Origin of the sequence: Vibrio sp. Isolate22 (assembly GCF_022398115.1) — a bacterium.
Taxonomy (GTDB): Bacteria; Pseudomonadota; Gammaproteobacteria; order Enterobacterales; family Vibrionaceae; genus Vibrio.
The window spans coordinates 137,948-155,476 of record NZ_JAKEUW010000006.1; the positions used below are offsets into that span (position 1 = coordinate 137,948).

Sequence of the window (17,529 nt, forward strand, 5' to 3'; positions counted from 1 at the left end):
CTCGAGGAACGCAGAGCAGAAACGCAAAAGCCGAAAGCAATCACTTTCGGCTTTGATTTATCAGTTAAAACGCTGAATTATATAATTAATTATTTACAGCTAATTTCATCCCAGAACCAATTCGATCGAACTGGGCTTTCCCAAACACCTGGGCCGTTTTTAGCCACGAAGCACTTACCGTTATGCGTCACTTTATCGCCATTACTCACTTGGCTAACACCAGCTTGCCACGTAATAAATTCAGATGGATCGACAACCACTGGCGGCTCTGTCACAGGTGGTTCAACGGGTGTTGGGTCTACTGGTTCTGGATCGACAGGAGCAGGATCAACAGGCGTTGGATCTGTCACTACCGGTGGTGTTGGCTCACCTGCTACTAGTTTCCAAGGGCCACCATTGGCAGGGTCATCCCCTTGTGTCCACCATTTCGCTTCGTAGGTTGCGCCGTTGTGAGTCACTTGGTCACCGGCGTTGTAAACCTTAGTCGCACTCCAGCCGTTACCACCTGGATCGGTTCCTGGGTCTACCGGATCAAGCTTATCGACCACCTTCACTTCAGGCCAACTTGCATGAGAACCATAGAAGTTAGTCACACACTTCTCGTAATCCCCTGCAACTAGCGCTGAATATGCGGTTTGGAATCCAACTAACTCACACTCAAATGAGTACCCTTCTGGGCGATCTGCGTAGTATTTCCAGTTGCCATCCCAGTTGGTGTACAGCACATCTGTTGCGCCGTTGAGGTTCAAGCTTCCGTATGGCGTTTGCTGCCAACAGGTATTCTTTTCGTCTGCTTCAACAGGGATCTGGTAGTGCGCAGCTAGCCCTTCCCAGTAACGAATACGGTTAACCGGTTGGCCTTTATCTTTATTCTGTTCACCACACTCAATACCACCGTTGATTACGTTGATGGTGGTACCAAAGCCATAACCAATACCCGCATCCAGTTCACGTTGAGATGGTGTCCAAGTACGGTCAATAACATGTAGCATCGCTGGCTTCGGTGCTTGTGGTGTCAAGAAGAACCAAATAGCCGAAGCCAAGTTCAACCATGAATCTGCAACTAGCCCCGGATTATTCAGCAGTACAGTTGCATCACCATCGAACATTACTTCAGAGAAAGCGCCGTAGTTAAAATGGTAAGAAAGCTGTTTTGCACCACGGCCGAAATAACCCTGACCTGCCGCACATGGCCAGCGTGCATTTTGCCAATCGTTCTGACCACAGCCAGTTGTGTAACCTTCTTGCCCTTCAGACCACCCCATCTCACGAACATGTACTAGCGCTTGCTGCCACTCTTCGAGAGCCAACGGATTATCAGAAGTATTATCTATCGCGATGTGACCGCCCGTCTCTTGAGAGAAATGAGCAAAAGCCGTGATGATGGATTTCTTACAGATGGCGTCAGAATCACGACCATCAGTGTACTCTCCACAAAACGCGGGGAATTTACCAATCGCGCGTAGGAAACGAGTGTAAGTGTATTCAGGCGCAGCCATCTGAGTAAGGAAATCCCATTCAGATTGAGGGAATACGCGCTCAACCCGCTTTACGTTCTCAGGGTTGGAAGATAAACCGGGTTCAATCGCTTCAACGATGGTGTTCGAACGAGTTTGTAGTGCCTGTGACCAGATCGCATACATAGGGTCCGAGGTTTTCGCTTGTTCAGCAGCCTGTAAAGCCGACTTCTCAATAAGGTAACCATTCGGGTTTTGCGGATCAGGTTGAATGTTCAAAGACGCATGACTTTGTGCTGCTAAAGTACAGCCCAATACTGTCGCCAAATATTTGATTTTTAACATGATGGATTCTCTTATCTGTCCTTAATAAGTCCATCAAAGAGTATGTGGCACGTGGGAAATAGCCTAGCTGTTGCGGTATGATTTTATAAAAAGTGCGAGTGATAGTTTTATGTATAGTTAAAGGTAACAATGCGTCTCATGCTTTCTTGAGCTGATATCTAGTTTCCAACTGATTTGGTTTCTTACACTCAATCCCCCCTCAAACCACTACCATTGACTACGCGGCGTGGAAAATAAAAAAGGTTCATCGCGGCTTTCCGGGGAAAGCCGCTTTTATCTTCAAGAAGAAGTAGTCTGTATCTCGATACCCATACCCCATTCGCTTGATTAACTTTATTTTGTTGTTTATCCCTTCCAATGTGCAGGTGTTGAGCGGATAACTTGCCGATCCAATAATACCGTGAAGATAAGGCCTCAGTTTTCGTGCGAACTCTTTCAATGGCTTAATTCCACTTTCTTGCACTTGTGCCCACCATACCTGTGTACAACGTATCATGGACATCAAACCAACTGAGCTACACCAACGTGTACCTTTCTTTGTTGGTTCTAAGAATATGGTTCGTAAAGTCGAAGAGTTTCTTGAGCAGAATCCAGACTAACCCTCTCGTTTCTTTCTCAGCTTAACTTCATTAAAAAAGCCAGCATCGAAATGCTGGCTTTTTTAGGTTCATCGCGGCTTTCCGGGGAAAGCCGCTTTTATCTTCAAGAAGAAGTAGTCTGTATCTCGATACCCATACCCCATTCGCTTGATTAACTTTATTTTGTTGTTTATCCCTTCCAATGTGCAGGTGTTGAGCGGATAACTTGCCGATCCAATAATACCGTGAAGATAAGGCCTCAGTTTTCGTGCGAACTCTTTCAATGGCTTAATTCCACTTTCTTGCACTTGTGCCCACCATACCTCCCAGAGYCCCTTAGCATGTGCTTCTGATTCACAATACCAAAGCTCTTTGAGTTGTGAACCGAGTATATAAGTGGTCATTAAGTCCTTATTGATATTCAATATTTCGGTAAGGTAACTATCTTGCCGTGGATTTAAGTTGCTTCTATTTTTCAACAATACCCAGCGTGAACGCTTGACCCATTGCCTCGCTTTTTTATCTTGCTTGAGTYTGTTGGCTTGGTCGACTCTGACTCTATCCATCACCTCACGACCGAACTTAGCAACAACATGGAATAAGTCGTAAACGATTTTTGCGTTCGGGCAGTGCTCTTGAACTTCAAGATCAAAAGCCGTATTCATGTCCATTGCGACCGCTTCGATATTGTTGCCATGCTTGCCTAACTGCTCGAAGAACGGTCGTATGTCCTTGCGGCTACGGCCTAACCCTATCCAAATGACTTGGTGAGTCTTAGCATCAGCGATGACTGTGGCATATCGGTGCCCTTTAAAGATGGCGAACTCGTCCATGACGAGTTGCGTTAACTCCTCCCATTTCACCGAAGGTACAACTTGGCGAAGTCGACGTTTATCTATCTCTTTAATGGTGTGCCAATGAACGCTCGTTAACTGGGAGATATGCTTAATTGGAAGAAGAGGCAGTAATTGTTCTATATAGCTTTTTAGGCGTTTCGTTATACGAGCATAAGGCTCCAACCAAGATAGAGACTCTGTTTTTATGCCGCAGTCACGACACTTAATCCTTCGAGTTTGAACGGAAAGTTCAACAGGAACACTGAACAACATGGCCTCTTTCACATGACGCCATTGATACTCATGGATAGCCTCGGCTYCAAGACCGCAAAGGCATTTAGCCTCAGAGTTAGGTTTAAGAGTCAGTGTAATAAGTGATGCTGTCTGGTGAGACTTTACTATTTTAAAGCCTTCCCAGAATGAAGATAGGAAAGTATGATTCGGCATGAAAACGGTAGTTTGTGTATGATTTTTGTTTGGCGACTAAACCATATCACTTACTACCGTTTTTGTTTTCAGCCCTAAACCACCTACTTCAGTAGGTGGTTATCATTCAGTTTGGCTTTGCCTGTAGTTCTACCCATGTTAAATGCTCCCTTGATTTTTAGCGAAGTCAAAGAGGACAAATAACATGAGCAGATATAATCAAGCTTCCCACGTATTTTGGAGATGTCAATATCACATAGTGTGGACACCAAAGTATCGATTTAGGATTTTGAAAAACAATGTAGGTAAAGAAGTTTATCGATGTATAAACGTTTACTGTAATCAACTTGGATGTGAAGTCGTTGAATTAAACGTTCAAGTTGACCACGTACACTTGGTAGTAAAAGTTCCGCCTAAGKTATCGATATCCAAGTTGATGGGTGTATTGAAAGGCAAAATAGCTTTAAAACTCTTTAGTAAATTTCCATATTTAAGGAGAAACAAACTCTGGGGTAACCACTTTTGGCAAAGGGGCTATTTTGTCGATAGCGTAGGGGTTAATGAAGAAATCATTCGACGCTATGTAAGACATCAAGAGAAAAAAGAGCGCGTGGAGCAGCAGCAAMTGGCGTTGGACTAAACAAAGGCCCCCTTTTAGGGGGCTCACACAAAGCCACCTTCTTTAGAAGGTGGTAATTTACTTTTCTATTTTTCTGTGAAGCTACAAGCTACAAATCTTGAACTTTCTAGTTAGTCGCTAGTAACTGACCGTATCGCTCAAGGTTTTTCAACCGAATCTCTGAGTTTGCAATAAAGGTTGCTTTTGCCTTACCCGTTAGCGACTTAGATTGAGGTAATTTCACAGTACGTGCATTCTTGTGAACGCCATTAACTAAGAACTCGTAGTGCAAGTGTGGACCAGTTACACGGCCTGTACCGCCCAGAGTACCAATAGTTTGACCTTGCTTGACTCGTTGCCCTGTTTTCACCATGCGCTTCTTCATGTGCAAGTACTTAGTGATGTAAGTATTGCTGTGTCGGATGAACACGTAGTTACCGTTGAACTGGTTGTAGCCAGATTTCTGCACGATACCATCACCAGCTGCCCAGATAGGCGTACCAACTGGGGCTGCATAGTCGGTGCCTCGGTGAGCACGAACCTTACCTGTTACTGGGTGTTTTCGGCGTGGGTTGAAGTTTGATGTTACACGACGAAAATCGATAGGAGAGCGCAGGAAGGCTTTCTTCATCGCTCGGCCGTTTTCGTCGTAGTAGTTACCGATTTTATCATCTAATACCGCAGTAAATGAATCGCCTTGGTTAGTAAAAATGGCAGCCATGATTTTGCCGCGGCCAATCACTTCACCTTCAACCACTTTCTCTTGGTATAAGATTTTAAAGCTGTCGTTTTTACGAATATCCAATGCAAAGTCGATATCCCAACCAAAGATACCCGCAAGCTCCATGATTTGGTTGGCGGTTAAGCCTGCACTAACGCCTGCATTCCAGAAGTTAGAGGTAATATTGGCTTCGGCATAGTTGTATTGATAAGCGACTTCTTTTTTATCAAAACTTGAGGTGAATGAATCGCCTGATTTGGTGATTTTGAAGCTTTCAAACGCGCTTAGTTGTCGTTTGAGCTGAATAAGGTCGTTGTTCTCGTCGAATCCAAACTGCAGCACATCACCAGGTCTTAGGTTCGAGAGCTGCTTTTTGATGTCTTTATTGGTATTGAGAAGGTTGAGTAACAAGCGGTATGAGAGACCAATACGTTCAAATAAAACAGAAGTGCTTTCGCCAGAGCGAACCGTGTACTTTTCCCAGTTAAGGACAGCGGTTGGTGGTGCATCATTCGAGCTGACGAGCGCGGAAGCATCGATGCTCAAAGGGTAATGTTTACCTACGACAAGTGTGCCCGTATCGTCGCGTAAGCTGTTGACGTCGGGAAGTAAGAAAATCGCTATGAAAATTATAGCACTAAAAAATGCGATAAAAGCCCGGTGCAATATAGGAAGGCGTGCAAAAATAGACAACATGTTCCGGTTCGTTCTGTAAATATTATGAAAATCGGCGACGGAATAGTGTAACTGGTTTCAAAATACATCGCTATTCAAGTAAGATGTCTAACTATTATATTTTTGCCAAATCTGTGGGAGTGAACAAGAATGGCGAGTATTGAAGCTGCACTAGCCGAGATCAAACGTGGCGTAGAAGAACTAATTCCAGAAGACGAGCTGATTGCTAAATTAAAAGAAGGTCGTCCTTTACGCATTAAACTGGGTGCCGATCCAACGGCTCCAGATATCCACCTAGGCCATACGGTTATCTTTAACAAGCTTCGTGCTTTCCAAGAGCTTGGTCATGAAGTGACATTCCTGATTGGTGATTTCACTGCAATGGTTGGTGACCCATCAGGTAAAAACTCAACGCGTCCACCACTAAGCCGTGAAGACGTATTGAAGAATGCTGAAACTTACAAAGAGCAAGTATTCAAAATTCTAGATCCTGCGAAAACACAAATTCGCTTCAACTCTGAGTGGCTGTCTGACCTTGGCGCAGAAGGCATGATTCGTCTTGCTTCTAACCAAACTGTTGCTCGTATGCTTGAGCGTGATGACTTCAAAAAGCGTTACGCTGGTGGTCAACCGATCGCTATCCACGAATTTATGTACCCACTTCTACAAGGTCACGATTCTGTTGCACTAGAGAGCGACGTTGAGCTTGGTGGTACTGACCAGAAGTTCAACCTGCTAATGGGTCGTGAACTGCAAAAAGCGGCAGGTCAAAAACCACAAGCGGTACTGATGATGCCACTACTTGTTGGTCTGGACGGCGTTAAGAAGATGTCTAAGTCTGCACATAACTACATCGGTATTAGCGAAGCACCAAGCGAGATGTTTGGTAAGATCATGTCTATCTCTGATGACCTAATGTGGAGCTACTACGAGCTTCTGTCTTTCCGTCCGCTTGAAGAAGTGGCAGAGCTGAAAGCTGGCGTTGAAGCGGGTAAAAACCCACGTGACGTTAAAGTACTTCTGGCTAAAGAGATCATTGCTCGTTTCCACAGTGAAGCAGATGCTGATGCAGCAGAACAAGAATTCGTTAACCGCTTTGCTAAAAACCAAGTGCCAGATGATATGCCTGAGTTCGAATTCGAAGCAGGTCTACCAATCGCTAACGTTCTAAAAGAAGCGGGCCTAGTAAACTCGACTTCTGATGCGATGCGTATGATCAAGCAGGGTGCTGCTAAGATCGAAGGCGAGAAAGTTGAAGATAACAAACTGGTACCTGAAGCAGGTACTGCGGTTTACCAAGTAGGTAAGCGTAAGTTTGCTCGTATTACTATCAAGTAATAACGCACATCAATGATTGAATAAAAGGCATCTACGGATGCCTTTTTTATTGACACAAAGTTGACGAAGAACTTTTTACAGGATTGCTACACTATGCGCGCTGTCGAGCTGACAGTAATTTTGGAGATTTTTATGAACAATACCGACCATCCTCCTAGTTTGAATGGAGAAGAATAACCTGTCTCGGTATTGATCTATTGTCCTGCCGTTCAGGTAGGGTATCTTTGTTTCCCCTCATTCTTTTCCACACTCTAGATTCTAATAAGTAGACACATCAGTGCTTTAAGCTCTTGGTGCGCTTAGCTATATATGCTTGAGTTATAGGATTTAAGCTCTTAGTGTGCACAGCTTTATGTTCTTGAAGTACTCGCTGAAGACTACTTGTTTTGATGGTCGTTACCTTTGCCAATCGGGAGATTCGCCATGACGGTAATGAACAACACTTTTTTATCTATTGAAGCTCTGTACTCAGAGCAAGACATCCAAGCTGTATCGAATGCATTTCAGCAATATGGGCGTGAACAGCAGGTCAGGCTTTTGAACTGTATGCCGCTTGAAGATGCAGTACTTGTATTAGGGCAATGCTCTCTAAGTACGATTCAAGCTCTACTTAGTGAGTTAGAGGAGCAAGGCTTTGAAAAGCGCTCGCGACATCTAGCTCACCAACTAGGGCTAATCTATTCAGAGGTTGAGCCTCAACAAGGTTACCTTTCTACTGGTGTATTAAGCCATGTTAGGCAGCGTATTGGTTGGATTATTTCGCTGGCACTGCTAGGTATCGTTTCTGGTCTTATTATCGCCCAGTACGAAGACATTCTAAGCCAATTGGTGCTTCTCGCTATTTATATGCCAGTCATCGCAGCTGCGGGGGGGAACACGGGAACCCAAGCCGCCACTCTGGTAATTAGAGCCTTAGCCACTGGTGAGTTGAAGAAACGCCAGTGGGCCAATGTTCTATGGAAAGAGTTTAGAGTGGCTATTTGTTTAGCTCTGGCGATTGCCGCGGTAATGATTGGACGTATTTTGCTGTTCAGTGAAAACCAATCCACCGGTGGTTACGACATTAATATGATTGCCTTAGCTATCGCTGTTGCCTTGTTTATTCAGGTCACAATATCAACGGTTCTCGGTGGTGGGCTGCCTATTGTAGCTCGTTTGTTCAAGTTGGACCCTGCGGTGTTGGTGAGCCCGGTATTAGCGTCAATAGTAGATATCTCAGGGATGTGGATCTATTTCACCGTCGTAAATGCGTTTTTAGGCATTGCCTAGCGTTTATATAACAGCACTTCGAAAATAAAAATGGCGCTGAAGATTTAAGATCTTCAGCGCCATTTTTTATTGTGTCATAAACCGCTTATAACAAACTGGTCGTTATTTGGAATGGCTCTGTGTTTGACTGTATTCAACCACATCTTTATAAAAAGCACGTTCAAATTGTGTAATCGGTGCTTCCACTGGTTTGTCTGGGTCTTGCTCTTCAGGGAAGTAATCACGAACAAATTGTACGAATAGAGAGCTTGGCTTCCCAGATTCATCTAAACCATATCCCGCCATATTGTAGGTTCCGTACAAAGAACCACTCTTAGCTATGATATTGCTTTGAATCGGTGGTTTCCTCATGCTTTGTCGGTACTTAAGCGTTCCATTCAAACCTGATGTTGGCATGGCTTCGATCAGGTTGAGCTGTGAGTCGTTTTCCCAGATAAAGCGAAGCACTTTAGCCATGGTCTGCGATCTCATTCGGTTGTTTCTAGATAACCCTGAACCATCAACGAGCTGCGCTTTGCTGAGGTCGATATTCGCTTTGGTCAGCAGTATCTGTTTTATTGCTTCAGTGCCGTTATTGAAACTGCCCGGCTGCACATAAAACTTAGCTCCCAAGGTTTTAGTGAGGTTGTCTGCGATCAGGTTGTCTGATTTTTTTAGCATGGTATCGAGCAGCTCTGGAAGTTTCGCTGAGTGATGGCTAGCCACTAACGTCGTGTTGTTTGTCCCTTCTTTAGAGCCAATGATCACGTCACCCTTAACTTGTATTTTCAGCTCTTTAAGTAGTGATTTCACCACTTGAGAGGTGTAAAGCTCAGGATTTTGAATGGCGAACTTTAATGGTAATGGCTTCTTACGTTCCACTAAGCAACCAGAGAGCGTGTACGAGTTATCTGGTGTGGTGATGAGCTCTAAGTCGCATTGGGTGGCTTTTTGTCCAGAGCGTGTGACAGTGGCAGCATTGGTTGTCACGTCTATTGGGTAATGGGCTGGAATATAGACGCGAGTACTGCCGTTATCTTTTGTATAAATAGAGGCTTGTGCGCAGTTGCTGTCTAGGGTCATCGCACTAGAAGGCGCGCTGTAACAAACGCCTAGAATGTCCCAAGGCCAACCAACCGCTCGTTGATAGCCGGTATAAGCGGTGTTATCTAGGTATAAGTTGCCTTTAATGGTTCTAGATTGGGACTTAGCGTACTGAGCTAACAGGCTTTTTAGCTGTTCACGTTGCAAGGTTGGGTCGCCGCTAAATGAAATGATCGAATCATTGCCAGAACGAACAATACTGGTGGTGTAATGAAAGTTGCCGCCTAGCTCTAATTTAGCTGCTAAAGCCGTCACCAGTTTTAACGTACTAGCAGGAGGATAAAAGTGATCGCTATTGGAATTAAGCTCGCTCGAATCATCGCTTAACGATTGGAGGATCAAACTCGTACTACTACCATCGGGCAGTCTATCAAGAGGGGCGTATGCGAAAGCGTTAACAGATAAAGCGCTAATGGAAAAACTACATAGCAGTAGTGTGGATAGAAGGCGCATAGAAGATTGTCTTGGATGGCTGATGTTTTCAGTATACAGATATAAAAAACGCCCGCTAGAGAGCGGGCGTTTTGATTCTCAATTAACTAATGAATCATTAGTAATCAGAATTAGAAGTCGTAACGTAGACCTAGAGCTAGCTCGTCTTCAGCGTCTGCTTTAGATGCAGTACCGTTAACAAGACCAACAGAACCTAGCTTGTCACCTTCAGAGATTAGGTTGAAGTTGTACGAGATGTACGTACGGAAGTTAGGCTTGAAGTAGTAAGTCGCATCGATTGCAACGTTGTCAGCTGAAGTTTCACCGTCAGTTTCTGCATTGTTGTACGTTAATGTGAATGCAGTCTTATCTAGTGTGTATGCTGTTGCGAATTCGTAACCAGTGTAGTCACCGTTCTTCTTCGCTAGCTCACCGTCTGTGAACGTACCAGCAAAGTATAGAGCTTCAGTGCGGTAAGAAGCTGCTAGCATGTATTCGTTTTGCTCGTCTTGATCAGCGTAACCAGCACCTAGCTTAAAGCCAGAGTCGCCGATTGAGTAGATACCAGATAGAGAGTAGCCATCTTCGTTGTTGTCAGTGAAATCGCCTGCTGCAGTTTCAGAACGGTCAGCGAAACGGTAGCTTGCTTTAACTGCTAGGTCTTGGAATTCACCTTTATAAGAAAGCATGTTGTCTGTACGGTCAGCAGCTGCAATTTTGTATGCCGCTGAGTTACCGTGGTAAGACATGATATCCGTGAAGTCTGTGATTACGCCTAGCGCACCGTCGTTTTTACCGTAAGTCACTTCACCGAATGTACCGCCTAGGCCTGCGTAAGTGTAACGGTGATCAATAGAGTCGCTGTTAGTTGCGCTGCTATCGTTAGCTTCGTATTCACCTTCGTAGAAACCAACACCGTATAGGCCGTCTTGGATTTCAACTTTACCTAGGAAGTTAAGACGTACACGTGTTTTGTCTTCAGCTTTGCCGTCTTTTAGAGATAGACGAGCTTCAGCACGACCACCGATCTCTAGAGAAGTGCCGTTAGAGCTGTATACAGAAGTGCCGTCGATACCACCAGCTTGTTTACCGTCCGCTGCTACTGCGTTAGTAGCAAGAGCTGCAGCAGATACAGCAAGCGCGATCATAGTCTTGTTCATGTTATTATTTCCTAATTACTGTCCATAGAAGTTTTATTAAGGATTTGAACCCTTTTGTGTATTGCCTGTCTTAATCAGGCTTCATAACCATGATTAGAACAGAAGTCTGAAAAATGCCAGTGCAATCCATGGGTTACTTTTTACCTCTAAAGTTCCATTGTCAGTTAGTAAAATGATATAAAACTAAAAAATGAACACTGTTTTATTATATTTGTTGTTATTTAAGTGCTTGTTTTATGGTGGCTTTTACAAAAGTGTGATCTGCGTTTATTTTGTTTGTTTTTTGTTTTTTTAGGTATTTACTTTTCTGCTTATTGATGGGGAGGTTATTATTCATTTTTGTGATGTCAGTAATTTAGACCTAGATACAGCTTTTAAAACGCAAAGTGGAATAAAGATGATTTAGCCATAAAGTTTGTTTACACTAAGCCAAATCGTTTTGTTTCTACTACCCAATAAAGTACGTTGGGTGTATTTATGTTGGCCAAAGAAAGCTTTGGCATAGAGGTAAAAAATGGAAAAGGTTCCAATGACAGTACGTGGCGCTCAGCAGCTACGTGACGAATTAGATCGCCTACTTAAGCTACGCCCTGTTATCTCAGCAGCTATTGGTGAAGCACGTGAACTAGGTGATTTAAAAGAGAACGCTGAATACCATGCTGCTCGTGAAGAGCAGGGTATCTGTGAAGCTCAAATCCGCGACATTGAATACAAACTTTCAATGGCTCAGATTATCGATGTAACTCAGATGGAAAATACGGGTAAGATTATCTTTGGTACAACAGTCACTCTGATTGATGTTGATACAGACGAAGAGTACCGTTACCAAATCGTTTCTGAAGACGAAGCCGATATCAAAACTGGCCGTATCTCAGTGAAGTCACCAATTGCTCGTGGTCTTATCGGTAAGATGGAAGGCGACGAAGTAATGATTTCGACTCCTGGCGGTGATAAAGATTACGAAATTGACAAAGTAGAATATATCTAATTGAATTTTCTTTGTTTCTGATAAGTAAAAAGGTCGCTAAATGCGACCTTTTTCGTTTCTCACGCTACACTAAAAGATAAGCGCACTGGCTATCCTTTTGTGAAGCTAGCTTATTATATGGCTAACTTACTTACGTGGAATCTCGATTTTACGTGCTTCTGATTGACGGAATAGTACTAGAACTTTACCGATAGTCTGTACTTTCTCAGCTTTAGTTTCACGTACAATTGCATCGATAATTAGCTGCTTAGTTTCACGGTCTTCTGATGCAACTTTAATTTTGATCAGTTCGTGGTGGTCTAGAGCTAATTCGATTTCCGCTAGAACAGCTTCAGTAAGTCCATTTGCGCCCATTAGCACTACAGGTTTTAAACTGTGAGCTAGGCCCTTTAGATGCTGCTTTTGTTTGGTACTTAGGTTCATTACGCGGCCAATTTTCTTTACTATTAGGGTTGAAAAAACCTATTTTAACGCCATCTAAAGCTGAAGACTATAATTTATTCAGCAATTAGTACTTTCCTCCAATTTAGGTATCCAATGAGCAAACAGAAACACTCGGCCAGTTCAGGCCGTTGGTTGAAGGAACACTTCGACGACAAGTATGCAAACGAAGCAAGAAAGAAAGGCTATCGTTCACGTGCTTATTTCAAAATGGAAGAGATTCAAACGAAAGATAAATTGCTGTCTCCTGGGATGACCATTGTGGATTTAGGTGCAGCGCCTGGCGGTTGGTCTCAATATGCTGCTAAGATTGTTGGAGACAACGGACAAATCATTGCGTGTGACTTGTTACCAATGGATCCGATTGCCGGCGTTAGCTTCTTACAAGGCGATTTTCGTGAAGACGCTGTGCTAGAAGCTTTATTAGAACGTATACAACCAAACATGGTTGATGTAGTGATGTCAGATATGGCGCCTAATATAGCAGGCAACAATTCTGTGGATCAGCCAAGAGCTATGTATTTAGTTGAATTAGCTTTGGATATGTGTCGACAAGTTCTAGCTACCAATGGTAGTTTTGTTGTAAAAGTATTCCAAGGCGAAGGCTTTGACCAATATGTTAAAGACGTCCGTGAGATGTTTAAAACAGTCAAAGTTAGAAAACCCGATTCTTCTCGTGCTCGATCTCGTGAAGTGTTCATCGTAGCCACTGGTTACAAAGGTTAACGATTCTCTTCCAAGAGTGAGAGTTAACAACATGGCTACAGGTTACAAACTGTAGTACCCTACCTTTAATTACAATTAGTTATCGAGAGGCTTACACCTTGAGTGACATGGCAAAAAATTTAATTCTGTGGCTTGTTATCGCGGTAGTGTTGATGTCGGTATTCCAGAGCTTCGGCCCTGGGGAAAGTAACGGCAGAGCAGTAGATTACACCACGTTTGTACAGGAAGTTGGCCAAGGCCAGATTCAAGACGCACAGTTCAATAACAGCGAAATCACTTTCACACGTCGTGGCGGTGGTGCTAAGTATGTAACTTACATGCCTGTTTATGATCAAAAGCTACTTGATGACTTAATTAATCAAAACGTAAAAGTTCAGGGCACCCCACCTGAAGAGCAGAGCCTACTTGGCACTATCTTCATCTCATGGTTCCCTATGATCTTACTGATTGGTGTGTGGATTTTCTTCATGCGTCAAATGCAAGGCGGTGGCGGCGGTAAAGGCGCGATGTCTTTTGGTAAGAGCAAAGCTCGTATGATGAGCGAAGAACAGATCAAAACGTTGTTTGCAGATGTCGCTGGTTGTGACGAAGCAAAAGAAGACGTTAAAGAATTGGTTGATTACCTTCGTGACCCAAGTCGTTTCCAAAAACTGGGTGGTAAGATCCCTACAGGTATCCTGTTGGTTGGTCCTCCTGGTACAGGTAAAACGTTGCTTGCAAAAGCGATTGCTGGTGAAGCGAAAGTACCATTCTTTACTATTTCAGGTTCTGACTTCGTTGAAATGTTTGTGGGTGTTGGTGCATCTCGTGTGCGTGACATGTTCGAACAAGCGAAGAAAGCAGCACCTTGTATCATCTTTATCGATGAGATCGATGCAGTAGGTCGTCAACGTGGCGCTGGTGTTGGTGGTGGTCACGATGAGCGTGAGCAAACACTGAACCAAATGCTGGTTGAGATGGATGGTTTCGAAGGTAACGAAGGTATTATCGTTATCGCAGCGACTAACCGTCCAGACGTACTAGACCCAGCACTACTTCGTCCTGGTCGTTTTGACCGTCAGGTTGTGGTTGGTCTACCAGACGTACGTGGCCGTGAGCAGATTCTTAAAGTACACATGCGTAAGGTTCCACTAGCAGGCGATGTTGAACCATCTCTTATTGCTCGTGGTACACCAGGCTTCTCAGGTGCAGACCTTGCGAACCTTGTGAACGAAGCGGCGCTATTTGCAGCTCGTGGTAACAAGCGTAATGTTTCTATGGTTGAGTTTGAACTTGCTAAAGACAAAATCATGATGGGTGCAGAGCGCCGTTCAATGGTTATGTCAGAAGAAGTGAAAGAGTCAACGGCTTATCACGAAGCCGGTCACGCAATTGTTGGTCGTTTGGTACCAGAACATGATCCAGTATACAAAGTATCAATCATTCCACGTGGTCGTGCACTTGGTGTGACAATGTACCTACCAGAGCAAGATCGTGTGAGCATGTCTCGCCAACACCTAGAGTCTATGATTTCTAGCTTGTACGGTGGTCGTCTTGCTGAAGAACTTATCTACGGTAAAGACAAAGTGTCAACTGGTGCATCTAACGATATCGAACGTGCAACTGATATTGCTCGTAAGATGGTAACGCAGTGGGGCTTCTCTGAGAAACTGGGTCCTCTTCTTTACGCAGAAGAAGAAGGTGAAGTTTTCCTAGGTCGCGGCATGAGCCAAGCTAAGCACGTTTCTGATGACACGACTAAGCTTATCGATGAAGAGATTCGTATCCTTATCGACCGTAACTACGACAGAGCTAAGAAGATTCTCGAAGATAACATGGATATCATGCATTCGATGAAAGACGCTCTGATGAAGTTCGAAACGATCGATGCAGGTCAGATTGATGACCTAATGGAGCGTAAGCAAGAGATTCGTGACCCAGCTGGTTGGGGTGATCAGGTAAAAGCTGAGCCTGCAAAGGAAGAAGCAAAACCTGAAGCTAAGGCAGAAGAAGCTAAAGCGGAACCGAAAGCTGAAGAGTCAAAAGTTGAAGAAGTTAAATCTGAATCAGATGATGCTCAGAACAAAGATTCTTAATCGCTAAACTATCAATTAAAACCCTGAGTACGCTCAGGGTTTTTCTGTTTATAGCCTATGGTGTTTTACCCTTTAAGATCGGCCTTCCATGATATTAAAAGCAAATAATAAAACTCTCGTGTTAGATCGCCCACATGTGATGGGGATCCTCAATGTCACCCCTGACTCTTTCTCTGATGGTGGAAAATTTAATTCACTCGATGATGCCTTACAGCAAGCCGAACGCATGATTAAAGCAGGCGTCAGCATTATCGATATTGGTGGTGAGTCAACTCGACCTGGTGCTCCTGATGTTTCGTTAGAAGAAGAGCTTGCGCGTGTCATCCCTGCTATTAAAGCGATTCGTGCCAAGTTTGATGTGTGGATCTCTATAGATACCAGTAAAGCGGAAGTGATGCGCCAAGCTGTTGAAGCGGGCGCTGATTTGATCAATGATGTGCGCGCTTTGCAAGAGCCTGGAGCATTACAAGTCGCTGCTGATGCCAATGTTCCGATTTGTCTGATGCACATGAAAGGCCAACCAAGAACCATGCAAGCTAACCCAAGTTATGATGATGTTCTTCAGGATGTAGAAGCATTCTTGCAAGAAAGGGTTGAAGCTTGTGAGGCAGTTGGTATTTCAAAAGAGCAGTTGATTCTTGATCCTGGCTTCGGTTTTGGTAAAACCATCGAACACAATTACCACCTACTAGCGCATCTTGAAAAGTTTCATTCGTTAGGCTTACCTGTTTTAGCTGGGATGTCGAGAAAATCGATGATCTTTAAGTTGCTAGACAAGGTTCCAGCCGACTGTATGGTCGCAAGCGTCACTTGCGCGACCATTGCCGCGATGAAAGGCGCACAAATTATTCGCGTTCATGATGTCGAGGAGACATTGGAAGCGATGAAAATAATCGAAGTGATGAATAACAATCACTAAATATAATTAAGGAAAATCACTATGTCTGATAAAAGACGTTATTTCGGCACAGATGGTGTGCGTGGCAAAGTAGGCCAATACCCGATCACACCTGATTTTGTTCTGAAGCTTGGCTGGGCTGCTGGTCGTGTACTTGCAAAGCAAGGTACAAAGAAAGTTATTATCGGTAAAGATACGCGTATCTCTGGTTACATGTTGGAGTCTGCGTTAGAGGCAGGTCTTGCTGCTGCTGGTTTACAAGCGACGTTCACTGGTCCTATGCCAACACCTGCTGTTGCTTACCTAACACAAACATTCCGTGCTGAAGCGGGCATCGTAATCTCGGCTTCACACAACCCTTACTACGATAACGGTATTAAATTCTTCTCTTCTGAAGGCACTAAACTTCCAGATGATATCGAGCTGGCGATCGAAGCTGAACTTGATAAAGACATTGAGTGTGTTGACTCTTCTGAGCTTGGTAAAGCAGTTCGTCTAAACGATGCGGCAGGTCGATACATTGAATTCTGTAAGAGCACGTTCCCGAATCAAATGACCCTTGCTGGCATGAAGATTGTTGTCGACTGTGCTCATGGCGCGACTTACCACATTGCTCCTGCGGTATTCAAAGAGCTAGGTGCTGAGGTTGTAGCTATTGGCGTTGAACCTAACGGTACCAACATTAACCACGAAGTGGGTGCGACGGATGTTCGAGCTCTACAGGCGAAAGTGCTAGAAGAGAAAGCAGCACTAGGCCTTGGCTTTGATGGTGACGGTGACCGTATCATCATGGTTGATGAGTTAGGTAATAAGGTAGATGGCGACCAAATTGCTTACATCATTGCTCGCGATGCATTGCGTCGTGGTGAGCTTAAAGGTGGTGTTGTTGGTACGCTGATGACCAACCTAGGTATGGAAAACGGCCTTAAGCAGTTAGGTATTCCATTCGTACGAGCTGCAGTTGGTGACCGTTACGTAATGGAACAACTGCTAGCAAAAGGCTGGAAGATCGGTGCTGAAAACTCAGGTCACGTTATCCTGCTAGATAAAGTGACAACTGGTGATGCTATCGTTGCAGCACTGCAAGTTCTTGCTTCAGTGGTTGGCAGTGAAATGACATTGAATGAGCTTTCTCAAGGCATGACGCTATACCCGCAAGTCTTAGAAAACGTTCGTTTCAGTGGTGATTCAAATCCACTGGAAGCTGAGGCGGTAAAAGCAGCTGTTGTAGAAGTAGAATCTGAGCTTGGCGAAAAGGGTCGTGTACTACTTCGTAAGTCTGGTACAGAGCCACTATTGCGCGTAATGGTGGAAGGTGAAGATGCTGAACTGGTTCAATCATCAGCACTTAAGATTGCAGATGCAGTAAAAGCAAACTGCTAATTTAGTGCTTTACTCAGCAGGTACCATCAAGAGTGCCTGTGCGTAAAAACGGTTGAATTATAGAGTGGTCAAAAGGGGC

Annotated in this window: 14 protein-coding genes and 2 pseudogenes; 9 read left to right on the forward strand and 7 right to left on the reverse strand. The window is 44.1% G+C overall.

What is annotated here, in order from left to right; all coding sequences use genetic code 11:
• Window positions 1-89: 89 nt before the first annotated feature.
• Window positions 90-1,802: a chitinase gene (locus L1D55_RS06105; RefSeq protein WP_239916867.1), complete on the reverse strand. Its 1,713-nt coding sequence runs from the start codon at window positions 1,800-1,802 to the stop codon at window positions 90-92.
• 244 nt (window positions 1,803-2,046) lie between these two features.
• A pseudogene (locus L1D55_RS06110) lies at window positions 2,047-2,268 on the reverse strand (transposase); the annotation flags it as partial.
• Window positions 2,269-2,284: 16 nt separating this feature from the next.
• Here L1D55_RS06110 and L1D55_RS06115 point away from each other — a divergent pair.
• A pseudogene (locus L1D55_RS06115) lies at window positions 2,285-2,401 on the forward strand (fructose-bisphosphatase class I); the annotation flags it as partial.
• A 68-nt stretch (window positions 2,402-2,469) separates the two neighbouring features.
• Here L1D55_RS06115 and L1D55_RS06120 read toward each other — a convergent pair.
• Complete coding sequence (locus L1D55_RS06120; RefSeq protein ID WP_239916868.1) at window positions 2,470-3,663, reverse strand: ISL3 family transposase; 1,194 nt, start codon at window positions 3,661-3,663, stop codon at window positions 2,470-2,472.
• Window positions 3,664-3,847: 184 nt separating this feature from the next.
• On the opposite strand from L1D55_RS06120, the gene tnpA reads away from it, so the two are divergent.
• Complete coding sequence (tnpA, locus tag L1D55_RS06125) at window positions 3,848-4,282, forward strand: IS200/IS605 family transposase (protein ID WP_239916869.1); 435 nt, start codon at window positions 3,848-3,850, stop codon at window positions 4,280-4,282.
• 106 nt (window positions 4,283-4,388) lie between these two features.
• On the opposite strand, the gene L1D55_RS06130 is transcribed toward tnpA, so the two are convergent.
• Window positions 4,389-5,678 (reverse strand): peptidoglycan DD-metalloendopeptidase family protein, encoded by a 1,290-nt coding sequence (locus L1D55_RS06130; RefSeq protein ID WP_239916870.1) that lies wholly within the window; start codon window positions 5,676-5,678, stop codon window positions 4,389-4,391.
• A 129-nt stretch (window positions 5,679-5,807) separates the two neighbouring features.
• On the opposite strand from L1D55_RS06130, the gene tyrS reads away from it, so the two are divergent.
• Together tyrS and L1D55_RS06140 are read left to right on the forward strand one after the other, a co-directional pair.
• Window positions 5,808-6,995, forward strand: coding sequence for a tyrosine--tRNA ligase (tyrS, locus tag L1D55_RS06135; RefSeq protein WP_004738241.1), 1,188 nt, complete (start codon window positions 5,808-5,810; stop codon window positions 6,993-6,995).
• Between the two features lie 423 nt (window positions 6,996-7,418).
• Window positions 7,419-8,264, forward strand: a complete 846-nt coding sequence (locus L1D55_RS06140; protein WP_004738243.1) for a magnesium transporter — start codon at window positions 7,419-7,421, stop codon at window positions 8,262-8,264.
• Window positions 8,265-8,366: 102 nt separating this feature from the next.
• Here the strand turns inward: L1D55_RS06140 and dacB are convergent, their stop codons facing one another.
• Together dacB and L1D55_RS06150 are read right to left on the reverse strand one after the other, a co-directional pair.
• Window positions 8,367-9,800: a serine-type D-Ala-D-Ala carboxypeptidase gene (gene dacB / locus L1D55_RS06145; RefSeq protein ID WP_239916871.1), complete on the reverse strand. Its 1,434-nt coding sequence runs from the start codon at window positions 9,798-9,800 to the stop codon at window positions 8,367-8,369.
• 110 nt (window positions 9,801-9,910) lie between these two features.
• Window positions 9,911-10,939 (reverse strand): porin, encoded by a 1,029-nt coding sequence (locus tag L1D55_RS06150; RefSeq protein ID WP_128159495.1) that lies wholly within the window; start codon window positions 10,937-10,939, stop codon window positions 9,911-9,913.
• Window positions 10,940-11,453: 514 nt separating this feature from the next.
• On the opposite strand from L1D55_RS06150, the gene greA reads away from it, so the two are divergent.
• Window positions 11,454-11,927, forward strand: coding sequence for a transcription elongation factor GreA (gene greA / locus L1D55_RS06155; protein ID WP_063524471.1), 474 nt, complete (start codon window positions 11,454-11,456; stop codon window positions 11,925-11,927).
• A gap of 126 nt (window positions 11,928-12,053) precedes the next feature.
• Here greA and yhbY read toward each other — a convergent pair whose 3' ends face one another.
• Window positions 12,054-12,350 carry a ribosome assembly RNA-binding protein YhbY gene (yhbY, locus tag L1D55_RS06160; RefSeq protein ID WP_004738252.1) on the reverse strand — a complete coding sequence of 99 codons (297 nt, stop codon included), beginning with the start codon at window positions 12,348-12,350 and terminating at the stop codon, window positions 12,054-12,056.
• A gap of 114 nt (window positions 12,351-12,464) precedes the next feature.
• Between yhbY and rlmE the strand changes: the two genes are divergently transcribed.
• The 4 genes from rlmE (at window position 12,465) to glmM (ending at window position 17,450) form a co-directional block, all read left to right on the forward strand.
• The gene (rlmE, locus tag L1D55_RS06165) at window positions 12,465-13,094 is read left to right on the forward strand and encodes a 23S rRNA (uridine(2552)-2'-O)-methyltransferase RlmE (protein ID WP_017633278.1); all 630 of its coding nucleotides are present in this window, start codon (window positions 12,465-12,467) and stop codon (window positions 13,092-13,094) included.
• Between the two features lie 107 nt (window positions 13,095-13,201).
• A complete protein-coding gene (ftsH, locus tag L1D55_RS06170; protein ID WP_239916872.1) occupies window positions 13,202-15,169 on the forward strand; it encodes an ATP-dependent zinc metalloprotease FtsH in 1,968 nt (655 codons plus the stop codon).
• 88 nt (window positions 15,170-15,257) lie between these two features.
• Window positions 15,258-16,088, forward strand: a complete 831-nt coding sequence (gene folP, locus L1D55_RS06175) for a dihydropteroate synthase (RefSeq protein WP_239916873.1) — start codon at window positions 15,258-15,260, stop codon at window positions 16,086-16,088.
• A 21-nt stretch (window positions 16,089-16,109) separates the two neighbouring features.
• The gene (gene glmM, locus L1D55_RS06180) at window positions 16,110-17,450 is read left to right on the forward strand and encodes a phosphoglucosamine mutase (RefSeq protein ID WP_239916874.1); all 1,341 of its coding nucleotides are present in this window, start codon (window positions 16,110-16,112) and stop codon (window positions 17,448-17,450) included.
• Window positions 17,451-17,529 lie beyond the last annotated feature (79 nt).